This window comes from Burkholderia sp. WP9 (assembly GCF_900104795.1).
Lineage (GTDB): Bacteria > Pseudomonadota > Gammaproteobacteria > Burkholderiales > Burkholderiaceae > Paraburkholderia.
Window position 1 is genome coordinate 371,615 of the sequence record NZ_FNTG01000001.1, and the last position, 14,624, is coordinate 386,238.

A 14,624-nucleotide genomic window follows, 5' to 3' on the forward strand; every position below is an offset into this window, starting at 1 on the left:
ATGTCGAATCCAACCCATTACGCGCGCGCCGAGGGCCACTACGGCGTGCTTGTCATAGGCGGCGGGCAGGCGGGGCTGTCGGTCAGCTACTACCTGAAACAGGCCGGCATCGACCATCTGGTCGTGGAAAAGAATGCGCTCACGCATACGTGGCGCGAGCAGCGTTGGGACGCGTTTTGCCTCGTCACGCCGAACTGGCAATGCGCATTGCCCGGCTATCCGTATCGTGGCGACGACCCGCACGGCTTCATGAAGAAAGACGAAATCATTGCCTACCTCGACGGCTTCATCGCGCATGTCGACGCGCCGGTGCTGGAGCGCACTGAAGTCAAACGCGTCAAGCAGCGCGACGACGGCGTCTACGCCATCACGACGACGCACGGCGACTTCACCGCGGACCAGGTGGTGGTGGCCTCGGGCGGCTATCACACGCCGATCGTGCCGCGCCTCGCGGAGCGCTTGCCTGCAGGGATCATGCAACTGCAGTCGTCAGCGTATCGCAACCCGCAGGCTTTGCCTGAGGGCGCGGTGATGGTGGTCGGCACGGGGCAATCCGGCGCGCAGATCGCGGAGGATCTGCATCTGGCCGGCCGCAAGGTGGTGCTCGCGGTCGGCGAGGCGCCGCGTTGCGCGCGCTTTTATCGGGGGCGTGACGTGGTCGATTGGCTCGCCGACATGCAGTACTACGATATGCCGGTCGAAAAACATCCGTTACGTGAAGGGGTGCGCGACAACACCAATCACTATGTGACGGGCCGCGATGGTGGCCGCGATATCGACCTGCGCAAGTTCGCCGCTGAAGGCATGGAATTGTATGGGCGGCTCGACGATCTGCGCGACGGGCAGCTCCACTTTTCGCCTACGCTGGCCGCCAATCTCGATGCCGCCGACGATACGTATAACCGGATCAACGCGAGCATTGACGGCTTCATCGCGAAGCACGGCATTGATGCGCCGGCGGGTGGCGCGTACGAACCGGTCTGGCGTCCCGCGCAGGAGCGCGCTACGCTCGATCTGGAGGGCAGCGGTATTGCGGCGATCATCTGGTGCATCGGTTTTACGCCGGACTTCAGTTGGCTGGATGCCCCCGTGTTCAACGGTCGCGGGTATCCGGCGCACACGCGTGGCGTAACGCCGATCGACGGTCTGTATTTCGTCGGCCTGCCGTGGCTGCATACATGGGGTTCCGGGCGTTTCTCCGGCGTCGCGCGCGATGCGGAGTTCATCGTGCATGCGATTCGCGAGAAGGCACGCGAGCGTGCGTCGTTGTCGGCTGCCGTTGCCGCATGACGTGATGTTGCCCATGCGCTCGGGAGGCAGCATGGAAAACGGCCGCTGCGGTTTCTATCGCAGCGGCCGTTGTATTTCACCGAGACGTTCGGCTCGGGCTCAGGCTTAAGCTTAAGCGCCCAGCGCCGGATCGCTCATGCTGCTCTTGCCGGTTTCCACGTGTCCGGCAAAGCGCCGCGCGAACAGCGGGTCCGTATCGACCGTAATGGCCAGGTCGTACCAGCCATGCGCGTTGCGCAGATCGAGGTAGAGCTGCTCGGTATCGCCGCCGCGTACTGAATGCTTGATGACATTGCCCGGATCGTACGCGTTGACGATCGTGAACTGGCAACGTGCGCTGCCCACGTTCTCCAGCCGCAGTTGCAGGTTGCCGTTCGAGACGTCGTAGCCTTCCGCCACTTCGGGCCGCGCGATATCGGAACCATGCCACCAGCTGCGCGCAACCGGCTTGCCCGCGAAGCGGCGCAGAAAGCCGTTCGGGCCGTGCACGGTGAAGTCGTAGCTGCCGTCGGCATTGCACGGCAACTGATCCTGCAAGCGCTTGCCGGCTTCCACCGTATAGGTGCGCGGCGCATCGAGACTGTGGGCGGCGTAGACCAGAAACACCGCGCCGGTGCGGCCCGTGTTGACGAAGCGCATGGTGAGTTGATTGGCCGCGCCTTCGCCATGCACGCGCACGAACAGCTCGTAAGGCAGCGCGCGAGCCGGGCGCACGCCGGCTTCCTGCTTCGGCAGTGCCTGCAGGGCAGGCGGCAGCGGTACGTAATCCGGATGGCGGTTCTGGTCCGGCGGTACGTAGCCGCTCGTGCTCGGCAGCGTCGGGAAGGCGTCGTTCGGATTGCTGAAGTTGAATGCGGACATCAGATCGCCGCATACCGCGCGGCGCCACGGCGTGATGTTCGATTCGCCGAGATTGTGATCGTGGCCGAAGCGCTTTTCAATAAAGCGGATCACCGACGTATGGTCGAACAGTTCCGAGCACACGTAGCCGCCTTTCGACCACGGTGAAACCACCAGCATCGGCACGCGCGGTCCGAGGCCGTACGGTGCGGCGGGAGTCTTCGCGTCGCCCGGATAGATTTCGTTGCTGGTGTCCACGGTCGACAAGCCGTTCGCGCTCGACGAAGGTGCGAAGGGCGGCACCATGTGATCGAAGAAACCGTCGTTCTCGTCGTAGTTGATGAGCAGCACCGTCTTGCTCCACACCTCGGGATTGGACGTGAGAATCTGCAACACCTGGTCGATGTACCACGCGCCATAGTTCGACGGCCAGTTCGGGTGTTCGGAATAGGCTTCGGGCGCGACGATCCACGACACTTGCGGCAACGCGTTGTTCTGCACGTCGCGCTTGAGAATATCGAAGTAGCCGTCGCCCTTTGCCGCATTCGTGCCGGTGCGCGCGTTATCGTAGAGCGGGTTGCCGGGCTGCGCGTTGCGGTACTGGTTGAAGTAGAGCAGCGAGTTGTCGCCGTAGTTGCCGATATACGGGTTCTGCGTCCAGCCCCACGAGCCGTTGGCGTCGAGACCGGTGCCGATGTCCTGATAGATCTTCCACGAAATGCCCGCATTCTGCAGGACTTCGGGGTAGGTGGACCAGCCGTAGCCGAGTTCGGAATTGTCGATCACCGGACCGCCACCGCTGCCGTCATTGCCCACCCAGCCGCTCCACATGTAATAGCGGTTCGGGTCCGTCGGTCCCATCAGCGAGCAGTGGTACGCGTCGCAGATCGTGAAGGCGTCGGCGAGCTGATAGTGAAACGGAATGTCCTCGCGGGTGAGGTAGGCCATCGTCGTGGTGCCTTTCGCGGGCACCCATTGATCGTAGCGGCCGCCGTTCCACGCCGCGTGCGTGCTGGTCCAGTCGTGCGCGAGATCCTGGAGGAATTGCAGGCCCAGATTGGGCGCGGTGGGGCGGAACGGCAGCACGTAGCCGAGATCCGCCGCGAGCGGCTGATACCACACCGGCTTGCCGTTCGGCAGATTGGTCGCGCGCGTGTCGCCAAAACCGCGCACGCCTTTGAGCGTGCCGAAGTAGTGGTCGAACGAGCGGTTTTCCTGCATCAGCACGACAATGTGCTCGACGTCGCGAATCGTGCCGGTCTTGTTGTTGGCAGGAATGGCGAGCGCGTTGCGAATGCCCAGAGGCAGCATGCTCAATGCGGTGGCGGAACCGGCAGCATGCGCGGCGGAGCGCAGAAAATCACGGCGATTTTTTGAGGTCATGGTATTGGCTTTCGATCTTCGGTGGAGGAACGATCCACGAGGCGCGCGAGCCCCACCCGCGCGTCGCGTGAGGCGCGAAACTCAGTCCACGGTGTGGATGACGGGCGTGGCGAGCGGCGCCGGCGCGGCAGCAGACAGTGCCGGGTCGGCGCTTGATGCGGGTAGTGCTGGGGTTTGAATCGTCAGCGCGGCGGGCGCCGGTGAAGCGGAGGACGGATTCGCCGGGAGAAGCGCGGCGGCAGTGCTCTCGCTGGCGGGAATTTCGGTAGGACTAACCGTGCTCGTGCCGGCTGTTTTGTCGTCGTCGTTGCCACAAGCACCGACCAGCGCACAAAGCGACAGGGCAGCCAGCGCGGCCGCCAGACGTTTGCAATGCAAGGCTTTAGACGGCTTCGACACAACGGACATGGCAATGTCTCCGGCACGGGGAAGATGCGCGAGGGCATCGACGTGCCCAGGTCAGCGATACGCAAGAATAGTCGCTGACCTGTGTAACTTTTGTGAAGATGTGGAAATTTGAGTATTTGGTGAGAGTTGGGCGCCGACCAATCGCACACTGCGTTAGCATGCCGAAAGGTTTGGCCTCGCTCGATGATCAGGAAGACGCGCTTCCAGCAACGAATGCCGCAATGGCTTCGTTCAAAGCCTCGGGCGCGTCGCGATGCGGCGAATGCCCGCAAGCCTCGAGCTTGACCAGTTGCGCATGTGGAACGTGTGCGGCGATCGTATCGATCTGGGCCATCGTGCCGTAGTTGTCGTCATGGCCTTGCACCGCGAGCAGCGGCTTGCGAATGGACGCCAGTTCCCCGGCAATTGTCCACATCCGGAACGCCGGATTCAGCCAGATGTCGTTCCAGCCATAAAACGCCGAATCGACGTCCGCGTGATAGCGGCTGAGTTTGCTGCGCAGGTCGCTGGTTTCGTAGAGCTGTTTGGTCTGCGCGATGCTTTCCACCGAAATATCTTCGACGAACACATGCGGCGCAATCGCCACCGCACCGGCCAATTCCTCGGCATGGAGCGCAGCGTACAGCAGGGTGATCGAGCCGCCGTCGCTATGACCGATCAGCCACATGCGGCGGCGTTCGCGTGAATCGATACCGAGTGCGTCGAGCAATGCGGGCAGAATGTCGCGCGCCTGCGCCGTCATGAAATCGGTGGGCCACTTCACCTCATGCGCACGCGGTGTGGAAAGCCCGTAGCCGGGCCGCGAATAGACGAGCCCTCGCATGCCGAGCCGTTCGCACAGTGTTTGCGGCCAGTCGCGCCACATCGCGATCGAACCGAGGCCTTCATGCAGGAAGACGGCGATCGGCGCGCCGGTCGCACGCGCATTCACCCAGCGATACTCGATGCGCAGCGGTCCATGCGACGCGGTAGCGGGCAGTTCAGCGAAGTCGCTAACGGTCGTTGCGGCGGTAACGTTGGCGCTGGCGGGGTTCTGCATAAATCACCTTATGACTGCTCGCGCAGTTTGAAACGTTGAATTTTTCCGGTGGCGGTTTTCGGCAGATCGTCGGCGAACACGATATCGCGCGGATATTTGTGCGGCGCGAGCCGGTCCTTCACGAAAGCTTTCAACTCGTCCGCGAGTATCTCAGATGGCGTGAATTCACGCTTCAGTACGACGAACGCGCGCGTCTTGACGAGACCGCCGTGATCGACGCCGACCACCGCGGCTTCGAGCACCGCGTCGTGCTGCACCAGCACCATTTCCACTTCGACGGGCGAGACATACTGGCCGCTGACTTTCAGCATGTCGTCGCTGCGGCCCGCATAGACATAGCAGCCATTCGGCAGCCGGCAGTACTTGTCGCCGCTGCGAATCCATTCGCCGAGAAAGGTGGCGCGCGATTTCTCGCGGTTGTTCCAGTACATCACCGCCGCGCTCGGCCCTTTGATAAACAGATCGCCGACTTCGCCGTCGGGTACAGCGTGGCCCGCATCGTCGCGCAATTCGACTTCGTATCCGGGCACCGGTCGGCCCGTGGTGCCGTATTCGACTGCGCCCGCGCGATTGGACAAAAAGATGTGCAGCATTTCGGTAGAGCCGATGCCGTCGAGAATTTCGCAGCCGAAGTGTGCGGTAAAGCGCTCGCCGATTTCGCGCGGCAACGCTTCGCCCGCCGACGTGCAAATGCGTATCGCGACATCGGCGCGCGCGGGCAGGTTCGGCGACACCAGCATGTTCGCGTAGAGCGTGGGCACGCCGTAAAACACCGTCGGGCGATGTTTGACGAGGCGCGCGAAGATCGCGTCGGCGGTGGGGCGCTCGGCCATCAGGATCGCGGTCGCGCCGACCGAGAGCGGGAATGTCAGTCCATTGCCGAGCCCGTATGCAAAGAACAGTTTGGCCGCGGAAAACACCACGTCGCTTTCGGCAATGCCGAGAATTGGCTTGGCATACAGCTCGGCGGTCCAGTACAGGTTCGCATGCGTGTGGACGGTGCCCTTCGGTTTCCCGGTCGAGCCCGACGAATACAGCCAGAAGGCGATGTCGTCGCAACCGGTCGCGGCGGCTTTGGCGGCAGGCGTGGCGGCGTCGATCAGGTCGTCGAACAGAGGCGCGAGGAGCGGCTCGCCTTCACGCGGTTGCGAGACGATCAACTGACAGCCGTCATGTTCGGCGGACTCCAGCGCCTGCGTCACGTTCTGCACGAGCGCACCCGAGGCGATCACGGCGCGCGCGTGGCTATGCGTCAGCATGTACACGTAGTCGGCGGGCGTGAGCAGCGTGTTCGCCACGACCGGCACGACGCCCGCGTAGAGCGCGCCGAGAAAGGCAACCGGTAGCGCGATGGTGTCGAGCATCACCAGCAGTATTCGCTCTTCAGGATGTACGCCGAGCGTACGCAGCGCGCTGGCGAAGCGCCGCGCGCGGTCTTCGAGTTCACCGTAGGTCGTGCTGCCGGTGTCGTCGATATAGGCGGTCTTGCCGGCGCGCGTTTCGTTCAGTCGAAACAGGTAGGACGCGAAATTGAACAGCGCGGGCGGCGCTTCGACCGTCGCGGCGGGCTGGTTAGCCGCCTTTTCCAGCAGGGCTTCCATGTGTCTCCTCCATCGGGTGGGCGCGGTCCGGCTGTTCTGTGCTCATGATCCGCTCGATGCTTGCGGGCTGATTCGCGTGCCCGGTCCTGATTGCTACGTTTTTGCTGCGGTCGTGCGCCGTCAGGCCGAGGGTAAATGCGTCGTCTGCGTGAGCGCCTCGATTGCCGCGCTCGCGGCCTGGATGGCCGAGCGCCGGTGATAGAAAGCGAGTGCGCGCAAGCCGCCGAGTTCTTCGCCGCCGCCCGCGCGGCCCGGGCCGCCGTGCAGCGACATCGGCATCACGTTGCCGTGACTGGTTTGACTCTGCTGCACCGAGGGCGAAATGGCATGCACGCGGCCGTGCGAATCCGCGAGTTCCAGCGCGAGGCGGCCGAGATGCGCTTCGTCGTTCGAATAGATCGATGCGACGAGCGATCCCAGGCCGCGTCGCGCGAGGGCGACTGCGTGCGCTTCCGGCAGCGCATTTCCAGCGGCGGCGACGCGATAAGGCGCCACGCTCGCTACCGGTCCGAATACTTCGAGGTCGTGCAGGAGCGTCGCGTTATCAGGATCGTTGACGACGAACAGATGCGGCGCGACGCAAGCCGCGATGGTTGCGTCCGCATCGATGAGCGGCACTGCGGAGCCGTCGAAAGCGAGCACCGCTTCTTCCCGAAGCGCCGCGATACCGGCCAGTACGTTCTCGTATTGCTCGCGGCTCACGAGCGAACCCACACGCACGGCGTCGTTGCGCGGATTGCCGACGGTGATCTTCGCGAGCTTCGCCTTTAGTGCCTCGAGCACGGCTTCAAGTACAGCCTCCGGCACGAAAGCGCGGCGGATGGCCGTGCATTTTTGCCCGGATTTCACCGTCATTTCCCGCACGACTTCCTTGATGAACAGATCGAAGGCGGGCGTCTCGGGTGTGGCGTCGGCGCACAGAATCGCGCTGTTCAGACTGTCGGCTTCGACGTTCAGGCGTGCGCCGCCCTGTACGAAGGCCGGATGTGCGCGCAACGCGGCGGCCGTGTCCGCGGAGCCTGTGAACGACACCACGTCGAAAGGCTGGATCTGATCGAGCAGGCCCGCCGAGCCGCCGCAGATCACGGAGAGCGCGCCGGGCGGCAGAATGCCCGAGTCGACCACGTCGGCGACCATGCGTTGGGTGAGCCAGGCGGTGGCCGTGGCGGGCTTGACGATGACGGGTACGCCCGAGAGGAGGGCCGGCGCGGCTTTTTCCCACAAGCCCCACGACGGAAAATTGAAGGCGTTGATAAAGAGCGCGACGCCGCGTGTCGGCGTCAGCACATGCTGCACGCTGAACGATCGATCCTTGCTCAGCGAGTCGGCGTTGCCGTCCCGTAGTGCATGCGCCTCGCCAAGCGTTGCGCCGAGTTTCGCGTAATACGACAGCGTGAAAATACCGCCGTCGATATCGACCGCGGAGTCGTTGCGTGTGGTGCCCGAATTCGCGGTGGCGATCGCGTAATAGTCGTCGCGTTTCGCTTGCAGCAGCTTGACGATATCGGCGAGGCGGGCCGCGCGCTGCGCATAGGTCAGCGCTCGCAACGCCGCGCCGCCTTCATCGCGGGCAAAGCGGAAGGCGTGGGCGAGATCGAGGCCCTCGCTCGAGACGCGCACGAGCGCTTCGCCCGTCACGGGATCGGTGAGCGTCACGCCCGTGCCGCTGCCCGCGATCCACTGGCCGCCCACGTGGTTCTTCAATAGTTCGGTCATGGCGGCGCTCAAGCGGGAGTGAATTCGATTGCGCCTTGCGGCAACAGATACAGCACCAGCGCCTCGCCGTTCGCCACCGTCGGTCGATGCGCGGAGCCGGGGCCGTACACGCACCAGCCGGCCGGGTGGCCGTCGAACGTGGCGCCTGCGGTCAGCGGCATAATCAGATCGATCTCGCCATTGGGGTGAACATGGTGCGGGCCGGCGATATCCTTCATATCGACCACGTCGACGGAAAAGCCGTGAGTTTCGGGCAGCGCCTTGAAGATGCGGCCGTAGCGAATGCCGCCGCCTTCGCGGTTGCACAGCCAGCCTTCGGCGACGCCGCTGCGGCAGGCTTCGGCAAGCTCGCGGAACGTGCCGCCTTCAGCGGGATAGGTGTCGTTCAGCCACGCCGCCAGACTGCCGTCGAGCGGCCGGCCGGCGAGTTGTTCCGTGACGCCCGCAATCAGGCGCTGGAATTCATGTGGGGACATGCGAGCCTCCAGGTCGGCGCGTTCGACCGCCACACGCACGTTAATGCATGCGAATCGTCGCGCACTCTCCGTGACGCCGCCGGAAATTCTCGGCAGCGTTTGTTATTGAATCAATATTTGGCGAAAATTAACCGTTCACCACCTGCATGTCAAGCACTATAGTACATGTGTCGAAGTTAAGGGGCAGCAAAACATGAATCAAAATTACTCTCCTGCGCCGTTGGACGACTCCCCAGACGAGGATGCGGGCCGCGCGGGCGCGCCGGCGGAGCGCGGCGTCGAGCGCGAAGAGCGCGATCCCTTTCTCACGGCAATGGGCGAGCGCGTGCGCCTCCTGCGCGCGCGCCGCGGCATGACACGCAAGACGCTGGCAACGGAAACGGGCCTGTCGGAGCGGCACCTGGCGAATCTGGAATCAGGTGTGGGCAATGCGTCGGTGCTCGTGCTGCGGCAGATCGCGACCACCTTGAACTGCTCGCTGGCCGAGGTGATCGGCGACGAAACCACCGCCTCCGCCGAGTGGCTGCTGATCCGCGAATTGCTGCACGGGCGCGATCAGGCGGCGTTGCAGCGCGCCCGCGTGGCGCTGGCCGAGATATTCGCGCAGGCGCCGCGCGACCCGCATCGCAAGGACCGGATTGCGCTGATCGGCCTGCGTGGCGCGGGCAAATCGACGCTCGGACGGATGCTGGCGCAGGAGCGCAAGGTGCCGTTCATCGAGCTCACGCGGGTGATCGAGCAACTGGCGGGCTGCCCGCCTTCGGAGATTCATTCGCTGTACGGAGCGGCCGCTTACCGGCGCTATGAGCACCGTGCGCTCGAGGCCGTGATTCAGGAGCACGAGCATGCGGTGATTGCGTCGCCGGGCGGGCTGGTGTCGGAATCGGGCACCTTCAATACCTTGCTATCCCACTGCTACACGGTGTGGCTGCAGGCCGCGCCGGAGGAACACATGCGCCGGGTCGTCGCGCAAGGCGACCTGCGGCCGATGTCGGGTAACAAGGAGGCGATGGACGACCTGAAGCGCATCCTGGCGGGGCGCAGCGAACTGTATGGCCGCGCCGATATGACCTTCGACACCAGCGAAAAAACCCTGGCCGACGCCTATCTGCAACTGCGCGACCGCCTAGCCGCGAGGCTTGCCGCCGAATCGCCGGATGACGTGCGGGTGGGTTGATCTGCGCTCCGGCGTCAGGGTTTACTAGCAAACATGCACTAAAGTGCTTTACATGGGTTTGTAGGTGCACTATTGTTCAAAAAACAAATTTGCATCGTCCAGTCAGGAGACGCCCCATGTCCACAGCAGAAACCGCCGTTGCGCCGGTCGATTACCGCACCGATCCCTCGCAGTACAAGCATTGGAAGCTGAGCTTCAATGGTCCGGTCGCGACGCTCGGCATCGACATCGCCGAGGACGGCGGTATCCGTGACGGCTACAAGCTCAAGCTGAATTCATACGACCTCGGCGTCGACATCGAACTGCACGACGCAATACAGCGCATCCGTTTCGAGCATCCGGAAGTGAAAACCGTGGTGCTGACGAGTCTGAAGGATCGCGTGTTCTGCTCGGGCGCCAACATCTTCATGCTGGGTCTTTCCACTCATGCGTGGAAGGTGAACTTCTGCAAGTTCACCAACGAAACGCGCAATGGTCTGGAAGATTCCTCGCGCTATTCCGGTCTCAAGTTTCTCGCGGCGGTGAACGGCGCCTGCGCGGGTGGCGGCTACGAACTCGCGCTTGCCTGCGACGAGATCTATCTGGTGGATGACCGCTCGTCTTCAGTGTCGTTGCCGGAAGTGCCGCTGCTCGGCGTTTTGCCGGGCACCGGCGGCCTCACGCGGGTGACGGACAAGCGCCGCGTGCGCCACGATCGCGCCGACATTTTCTGCACGGTGGTCGAAGGTGTGCGCGGCGAACGCGCGAAAGCGTGGCGACTCGTGGATGAAGTCGTGAAGCCGAACCAGTTCGATCAGGCGATCCAGGCGCGTGCGCTCGAACTTGCCGCGCAGAGCGATCGTCCCGCGGACGCACAAGGCGTGATGCTCACGCGTATAGAGCGCACGGATCGCGAAGACGGCCTTACGTATAAAACGCTCGATGTGACGATCGATCGCGCGAAACGTATTGCAACGTTCACGGCCAGGGCTCCGCAAACCGAACCGCCGTCGGATATCGACGCCATTGTCGCAGCCGGCGCGAACTGGTGGCCGCTGCAATTCGCCCGTGAACTCGACGACGCGATCCTGTCCATGCGCACCAACGAGCTTGCGGTCGGCACGTGGGTATTCAGGACCGAAGGCGACGCGCGCAATCTGCTCGCCGCGGACGCTTCGCTCATGCAGCACAAGGACCACTGGTTCGTTCGCGAGACGATCGGCCTGTTGCGCCGCACGTTGGCTCGCATCGACGTCTCGTCGCGTTCGCTGTTCACGCTGATCGAGCCGGGTTCGTGCTTTGCCGGCACTTTCGCGGAACTCGCCTTCGCCGCCGACCGCACTTATATGGCGGCGTTGCCGGCCAATGAGGACGAAGAGCCGGCCATCACACTTTCGGAAGTCAACTTTGGCCTCTATCCGATGGTTACGCATCAATCGCGTCTCGCCCGGCGTTTCTATGAAGAAGCCGCGCCGCTCGACGCCGTGCGCTCCTTGATCGGTCAACCGATCAAGCCGGTCGAAGCCGAACGGCTCGGTCTCGTGACGGCGTCGCCCGACGACATCGATTGGGCCGACGAAATCCGCATCGCGCTCGAAGAACGCGCGGCCATGTCACCAGATGCATTGACCGGGCTCGAAGCGAATCTGCGCTTTAACGGTCCGGAAACGATGGAGACGCGCATCTTCGGCCGTCTCACCGCGTGGCAGAACTGGATTTTCAACCGGCCGAACGCGGTGGGCGAGAAGGGCGCGCTCAAGGTGTACGGCAAGGGCAGCAAAGCGCAATTCGACGTCTCGCGTGTTTGATGCACGCTTGATTCAGCTTGGTGCGCGTTGATACGCGTTGATGCGCCCTTGTCAGGTGCTTGATGCGCGATCGAACGCCATCAACGCGGCGAGCGCAATCGAAGCCGGCAACTTTCCCATACGCGCCTCTCATCGTCACTGAAGTTTCCGAACCAGGAACCGACCATGTCAACGATCAACTACAGCGAAAAGATTCCGAACAACGTCAACCTCGCCGACGACCGGGCGCTGCAGCGCGCGCTCGAACAATGGCAGCCGAATTTTCTGGCGTGGTGGGGCGACATGGGTCCGGAAGGCTCGCACGGCTACGACGTCTATCTGCGCACCGCAGTGAGCGTGGATGCGGGTGGCTGGGCGCATTTCGATCATGTGAAGATGCCCGACTACCGCTGGGGCATTTTCCTGACGCCCGGCGAGCAGGACCGCAAGATTCACTTCGGCGAACACAAGGGCGAAGCAGCGTGGCAGGACGTGCCGGGCGAACATCGCGCGAATCTGCGGCGCATTATCGTGACGCAAGGCGATACGGAACCCGCGTCGGTCGAGCAGCAGCGCCACCTCGGCTTGACCGCGCCTTCCATGTACGACTTGCGCAACCTCTTCCAGGTCAACGTGGAAGAAGGGCGCCACCTGTGGGCGATGGTGTACCTGCTGCACCGTTACTTCGGCCGCGACGGACGTGAGGAAGCCGAAGCATTGCTCGGCCGCCGCTCCGGCGACGAAGACAACCCGCGCATTCTCGGCGCGTTCAATGAGAAAACGCCGGACTGGCTCGCGTTTTTCATGTTCACGTACTTCACCGATCGCGACGGCAAATTCCAGTTGTCGGCTCTCGCCGAGTCGGGCTTCGATCCGCTCGCGCGCACCACGAAGTTCATGCTGACCGAAGAAGCGCATCACATGTTTGTGGGCGAATCGGGTGTCTCGCGGGTGATCCAGCGCACCGCCAAGGTCATGAACGAACTGGGCACGGACGACGTCGCGAAGATTCGCGCGGCCGGTGTGATCGATCTGCCGACCATTCAGCGCTATCTGAACTTCCACTACTCGGTCACGATCGATCTGTTCGGCGCCGATCACTCGTCCAACGCGGCCACGTTCTATAGCTCAGGCCTGAAAGGCCGCTACGAAGAAAACAAGCGCGACGACGATCATCAATTGAACGGCCAGAGCTACAAGCTGCTCGACGTGCAGGACGGCAAACTGGTCGAGCGTGAAGTGCCGATGCTCAACGCCATGAACGAAGTGCTGCGCGACGACTACATCAAGGATTCAGTGGCGGGCGTGGCGCGCTGGAATAAGGTGCTCGAGAAAGCCGGCATCGATTTCCGCATGACAGTGCCGCATAAAGCGTTTAATCGTCAGATCGGCACGTTCGCGGGCACGCGTGTGTCGCCCGATGGCCGCGTGGTCAGCGAAGCCGAATGGGCCGCCAACGAGGCGAAATGGCTCGCCACGCCGGAAGATCGCGCCTACGTCGCGTCGTTGATGGGGCGCGTCACGGAAGCCGGCAAGTTCGCCAACTGGATTGCGCCGCCTGCAATGGGTGTGAACCGTCAGCCGGTCGATTTCGAATACGTGCGCTTTAACTGAACGCGCGAGCGGCGCGTAGCACGCTTGCGCCGCACATCCTGGTGGAGGAAGTCATGAACGGCCCAGTATCGATCGAAGTTCTCAGGCAGCATCTGATCGATCCGGAAATCTGCATTCGCTGCAATACGTGCGAAGAGACTTGCCCGGTCGATGCGATCACGCACGACGACAACAACTACGTGGTCAAGGCGGAGATCTGCAACGGCTGCATGGCCTGCGTGCCGCCGTGTCCGACCGGCGCAATCGACAACTGGCGCACGGTGCTCAAGGCCGACGCCTATCCGATCGACGAGCAGTTCACATGGGACGTCCTGCCGGAACAGAACACAATGGCCGTGCCCGCTGCGGACGAATCGCCGGGCGCGGGCGCATACGGCGATACGCCTGCGGACGCGAGCGGCATCGAAGTGGACACCGTGCGCGGTTCGGTCGTGCCGCCGTGGTCGGCCGCGAAGCCGTATGTGAATCTCTACACGCACAAAGCGCCGACTACCGCGACGGTGGTCGGCAATTACCGGCTCACCGATGGTTCGACCGACAGCGACATTCATCACATCGTGCTCGATTTCGGCTCGATGCCGTTTCCGGTGCTGGAAGGCCAGTCGATCGGCATTCTGCCGCCCGGCGCGAGCGCCGATGGCCGCACGCATCACGCGCGCCAGTATTCGATTGCGAGCCCGCGTGATGGCGAGCGGCCCGGTTATAACAACATTTCGCTGACGGTCAAACGCGTTTCGCAGCAGCACGGCGATTCGACCGACGGCGTGTGTTCGAACTACCTGTGCGATCTGAAGAAGGGTGACGTGGTCAGCGTGATCGGCCCGTTCGGCGGCACCTTCCTGATGCCGAACCATCCGAACTCGCATCTGCTGATGATCTGCACGGGTACGGGTTCAGCGCCGATGCGCGCGATGACCGAGTATCGCCGCCGGCGCCGCTTGAAGGGCGCGACCGGCAAGCTGATGCTGTTCTTCGGCGCGCGGACTAAAGAAGAGTTGCCGTACTTCGGGCCGCTCACGAATCTGCCGAAGGATTTCATCGATACCAATCTGGCGTTTTCGCGCACGCCGGGCCAGCCGAAGCGGTACGTTCAGGACGCCATGCGCGAGCGCGCGGTGGATGTGGCGCAGATGCTCAAGGACGACAACACGCATATCTACGTGTGCGGATTGAAGGGCATGGAAGATGGTGTGTTGCAGGCGCTCAAGGAGATCGGCGAGCAGCATCAGCTGGATTGGGAGGCGCTGTGGGGGAAGCTCAAGCGTGAGGGACGGTTGCATCTGGAGACTTACTGACCGGACTTTGTCCGGTCGC

At 63.2% G+C, this 14,624-nt stretch carries 11 protein-coding genes; 5 read left to right on the plus strand and 6 right to left on the minus strand.

All coding sequences use genetic code 11. The features are described 5' to 3' along the window. On the plus strand, window positions 1-1,290 hold the full coding sequence (locus tag BLW71_RS01650) for an MSMEG_0569 family flavin-dependent oxidoreductase (protein ID WP_091792751.1): 1,290 nt from the start codon (window positions 1-3) through the stop codon (window positions 1,288-1,290). Between the two features lie 111 nt (window positions 1,291-1,401). Here BLW71_RS01650 and BLW71_RS01655 read toward each other — a convergent pair whose 3' ends face one another. From BLW71_RS01655 to BLW71_RS01680, 6 genes are all read right to left on the minus strand, one after another. After that, window positions 1,402-3,513 (minus strand): phosphocholine-specific phospholipase C, encoded by a 2,112-nt coding sequence (locus tag BLW71_RS01655; RefSeq protein ID WP_091792752.1) that lies wholly within the window; start codon window positions 3,511-3,513, stop codon window positions 1,402-1,404. 81 nt (window positions 3,514-3,594) lie between these two features. After that, window positions 3,595-3,921: a hypothetical protein gene (locus tag BLW71_RS01660; RefSeq protein WP_091792753.1), complete on the minus strand. Its 327-nt coding sequence runs from the start codon at window positions 3,919-3,921 to the stop codon at window positions 3,595-3,597. Between the two features lie 187 nt (window positions 3,922-4,108). Beyond that, on the minus strand, window positions 4,109-4,960 hold the full coding sequence (locus tag BLW71_RS01665) for an alpha/beta fold hydrolase (protein ID WP_091792754.1): 852 nt from the start codon (window positions 4,958-4,960) through the stop codon (window positions 4,109-4,111). 8 nt (window positions 4,961-4,968) lie between these two features. Continuing rightward, the gene (locus tag BLW71_RS01670; protein WP_091792755.1) at window positions 4,969-6,561 is read right to left on the minus strand and encodes a benzoate-CoA ligase family protein; all 1,593 of its coding nucleotides are present in this window, start codon (window positions 6,559-6,561) and stop codon (window positions 4,969-4,971) included. Between the two features lie 120 nt (window positions 6,562-6,681). Continuing rightward, entirely contained in the window at window positions 6,682-8,277 is a 1,596-nt protein-coding gene (locus BLW71_RS01675; protein ID WP_091792756.1) for a 3,4-dehydroadipyl-CoA semialdehyde dehydrogenase, read from the minus strand. An 8-nt stretch (window positions 8,278-8,285) separates the two neighbouring features. Then, window positions 8,286-8,753 (minus strand): DUF4863 family protein, encoded by a 468-nt coding sequence (locus tag BLW71_RS01680; protein WP_091800245.1) that lies wholly within the window; start codon window positions 8,751-8,753, stop codon window positions 8,286-8,288. Between the two features lie 193 nt (window positions 8,754-8,946). On the opposite strand from BLW71_RS01680, the gene BLW71_RS01685 reads away from it, so the two are divergent. From BLW71_RS01685 to boxA, 4 genes are all read left to right on the plus strand, one after another. Further along, complete coding sequence (locus tag BLW71_RS01685; RefSeq protein ID WP_091792757.1) at window positions 8,947-9,930, plus strand: helix-turn-helix transcriptional regulator; 984 nt, start codon at window positions 8,947-8,949, stop codon at window positions 9,928-9,930. 116 nt (window positions 9,931-10,046) lie between these two features. Further along, window positions 10,047-11,717, plus strand: a complete 1,671-nt coding sequence (gene boxC / locus BLW71_RS01690; protein ID WP_091792758.1) for a 2,3-epoxybenzoyl-CoA dihydrolase — start codon at window positions 10,047-10,049, stop codon at window positions 11,715-11,717. Between the two features lie 165 nt (window positions 11,718-11,882). Further along, window positions 11,883-13,310: a benzoyl-CoA 2,3-epoxidase subunit BoxB gene (gene boxB / locus BLW71_RS01695; RefSeq protein WP_091792759.1), complete on the plus strand. Its 1,428-nt coding sequence runs from the start codon at window positions 11,883-11,885 to the stop codon at window positions 13,308-13,310. Window positions 13,311-13,363: 53 nt separating this feature from the next. Next, the gene (gene boxA, locus BLW71_RS01700) at window positions 13,364-14,605 is read left to right on the plus strand and encodes a benzoyl-CoA 2,3-epoxidase subunit BoxA (RefSeq protein ID WP_091792760.1); all 1,242 of its coding nucleotides are present in this window, start codon (window positions 13,364-13,366) and stop codon (window positions 14,603-14,605) included. The last annotated feature ends 19 nt before the right edge of the window (window positions 14,606-14,624 follow it).

What these genes read in the sequence shown, in the direction of transcription:
- BLW71_RS01650 (WP_091792751.1), top strand. Translation starts at nt 1, where the DNA reads ATGTCGAATCCAACCCATTACGCGCGCGCCGAGGGCCACTACGGCGTG.
- BLW71_RS01655 (WP_091792752.1), bottom strand. Translation starts at nt 3,513, where the DNA reads ATGACCTCAAAAAATCGCCGTGATTTTCTGCGCTCCGCCGCGCATGCT.
- BLW71_RS01660 (WP_091792753.1), bottom strand. Translation starts at nt 3,921, where the DNA reads ATGTCCGTTGTGTCGAAGCCGTCTAAAGCCTTGCATTGCAAACGTCTG.
- BLW71_RS01665 (WP_091792754.1), bottom strand. Translation starts at nt 4,960, where the DNA reads ATGCAGAACCCCGCCAGCGCCAACGTTACCGCCGCAACGACCGTTAGC.
- BLW71_RS01670 (WP_091792755.1), bottom strand. Translation starts at nt 6,561, where the DNA reads ATGGAAGCCCTGCTGGAAAAGGCGGCTAACCAGCCCGCCGCGACGGTC.
- BLW71_RS01675 (WP_091792756.1), bottom strand. Translation starts at nt 8,277, where the DNA reads ATGACCGAACTATTGAAGAACCACGTGGGCGGCCAGTGGATCGCGGGC.
- BLW71_RS01680 (WP_091800245.1), bottom strand. Translation starts at nt 8,753, where the DNA reads ATGTCCCCACATGAATTCCAGCGCCTGATTGCGGGCGTCACGGAACAA.
- BLW71_RS01685 (WP_091792757.1), top strand. Translation starts at nt 8,947, where the DNA reads ATGAATCAAAATTACTCTCCTGCGCCGTTGGACGACTCCCCAGACGAG.
- boxC (WP_091792758.1), top strand. Translation starts at nt 10,047, where the DNA reads ATGTCCACAGCAGAAACCGCCGTTGCGCCGGTCGATTACCGCACCGAT.
- boxB (WP_091792759.1), top strand. Translation starts at nt 11,883, where the DNA reads ATGTCAACGATCAACTACAGCGAAAAGATTCCGAACAACGTCAACCTC.
- boxA (WP_091792760.1), top strand. Translation starts at nt 13,364, where the DNA reads ATGAACGGCCCAGTATCGATCGAAGTTCTCAGGCAGCATCTGATCGAT.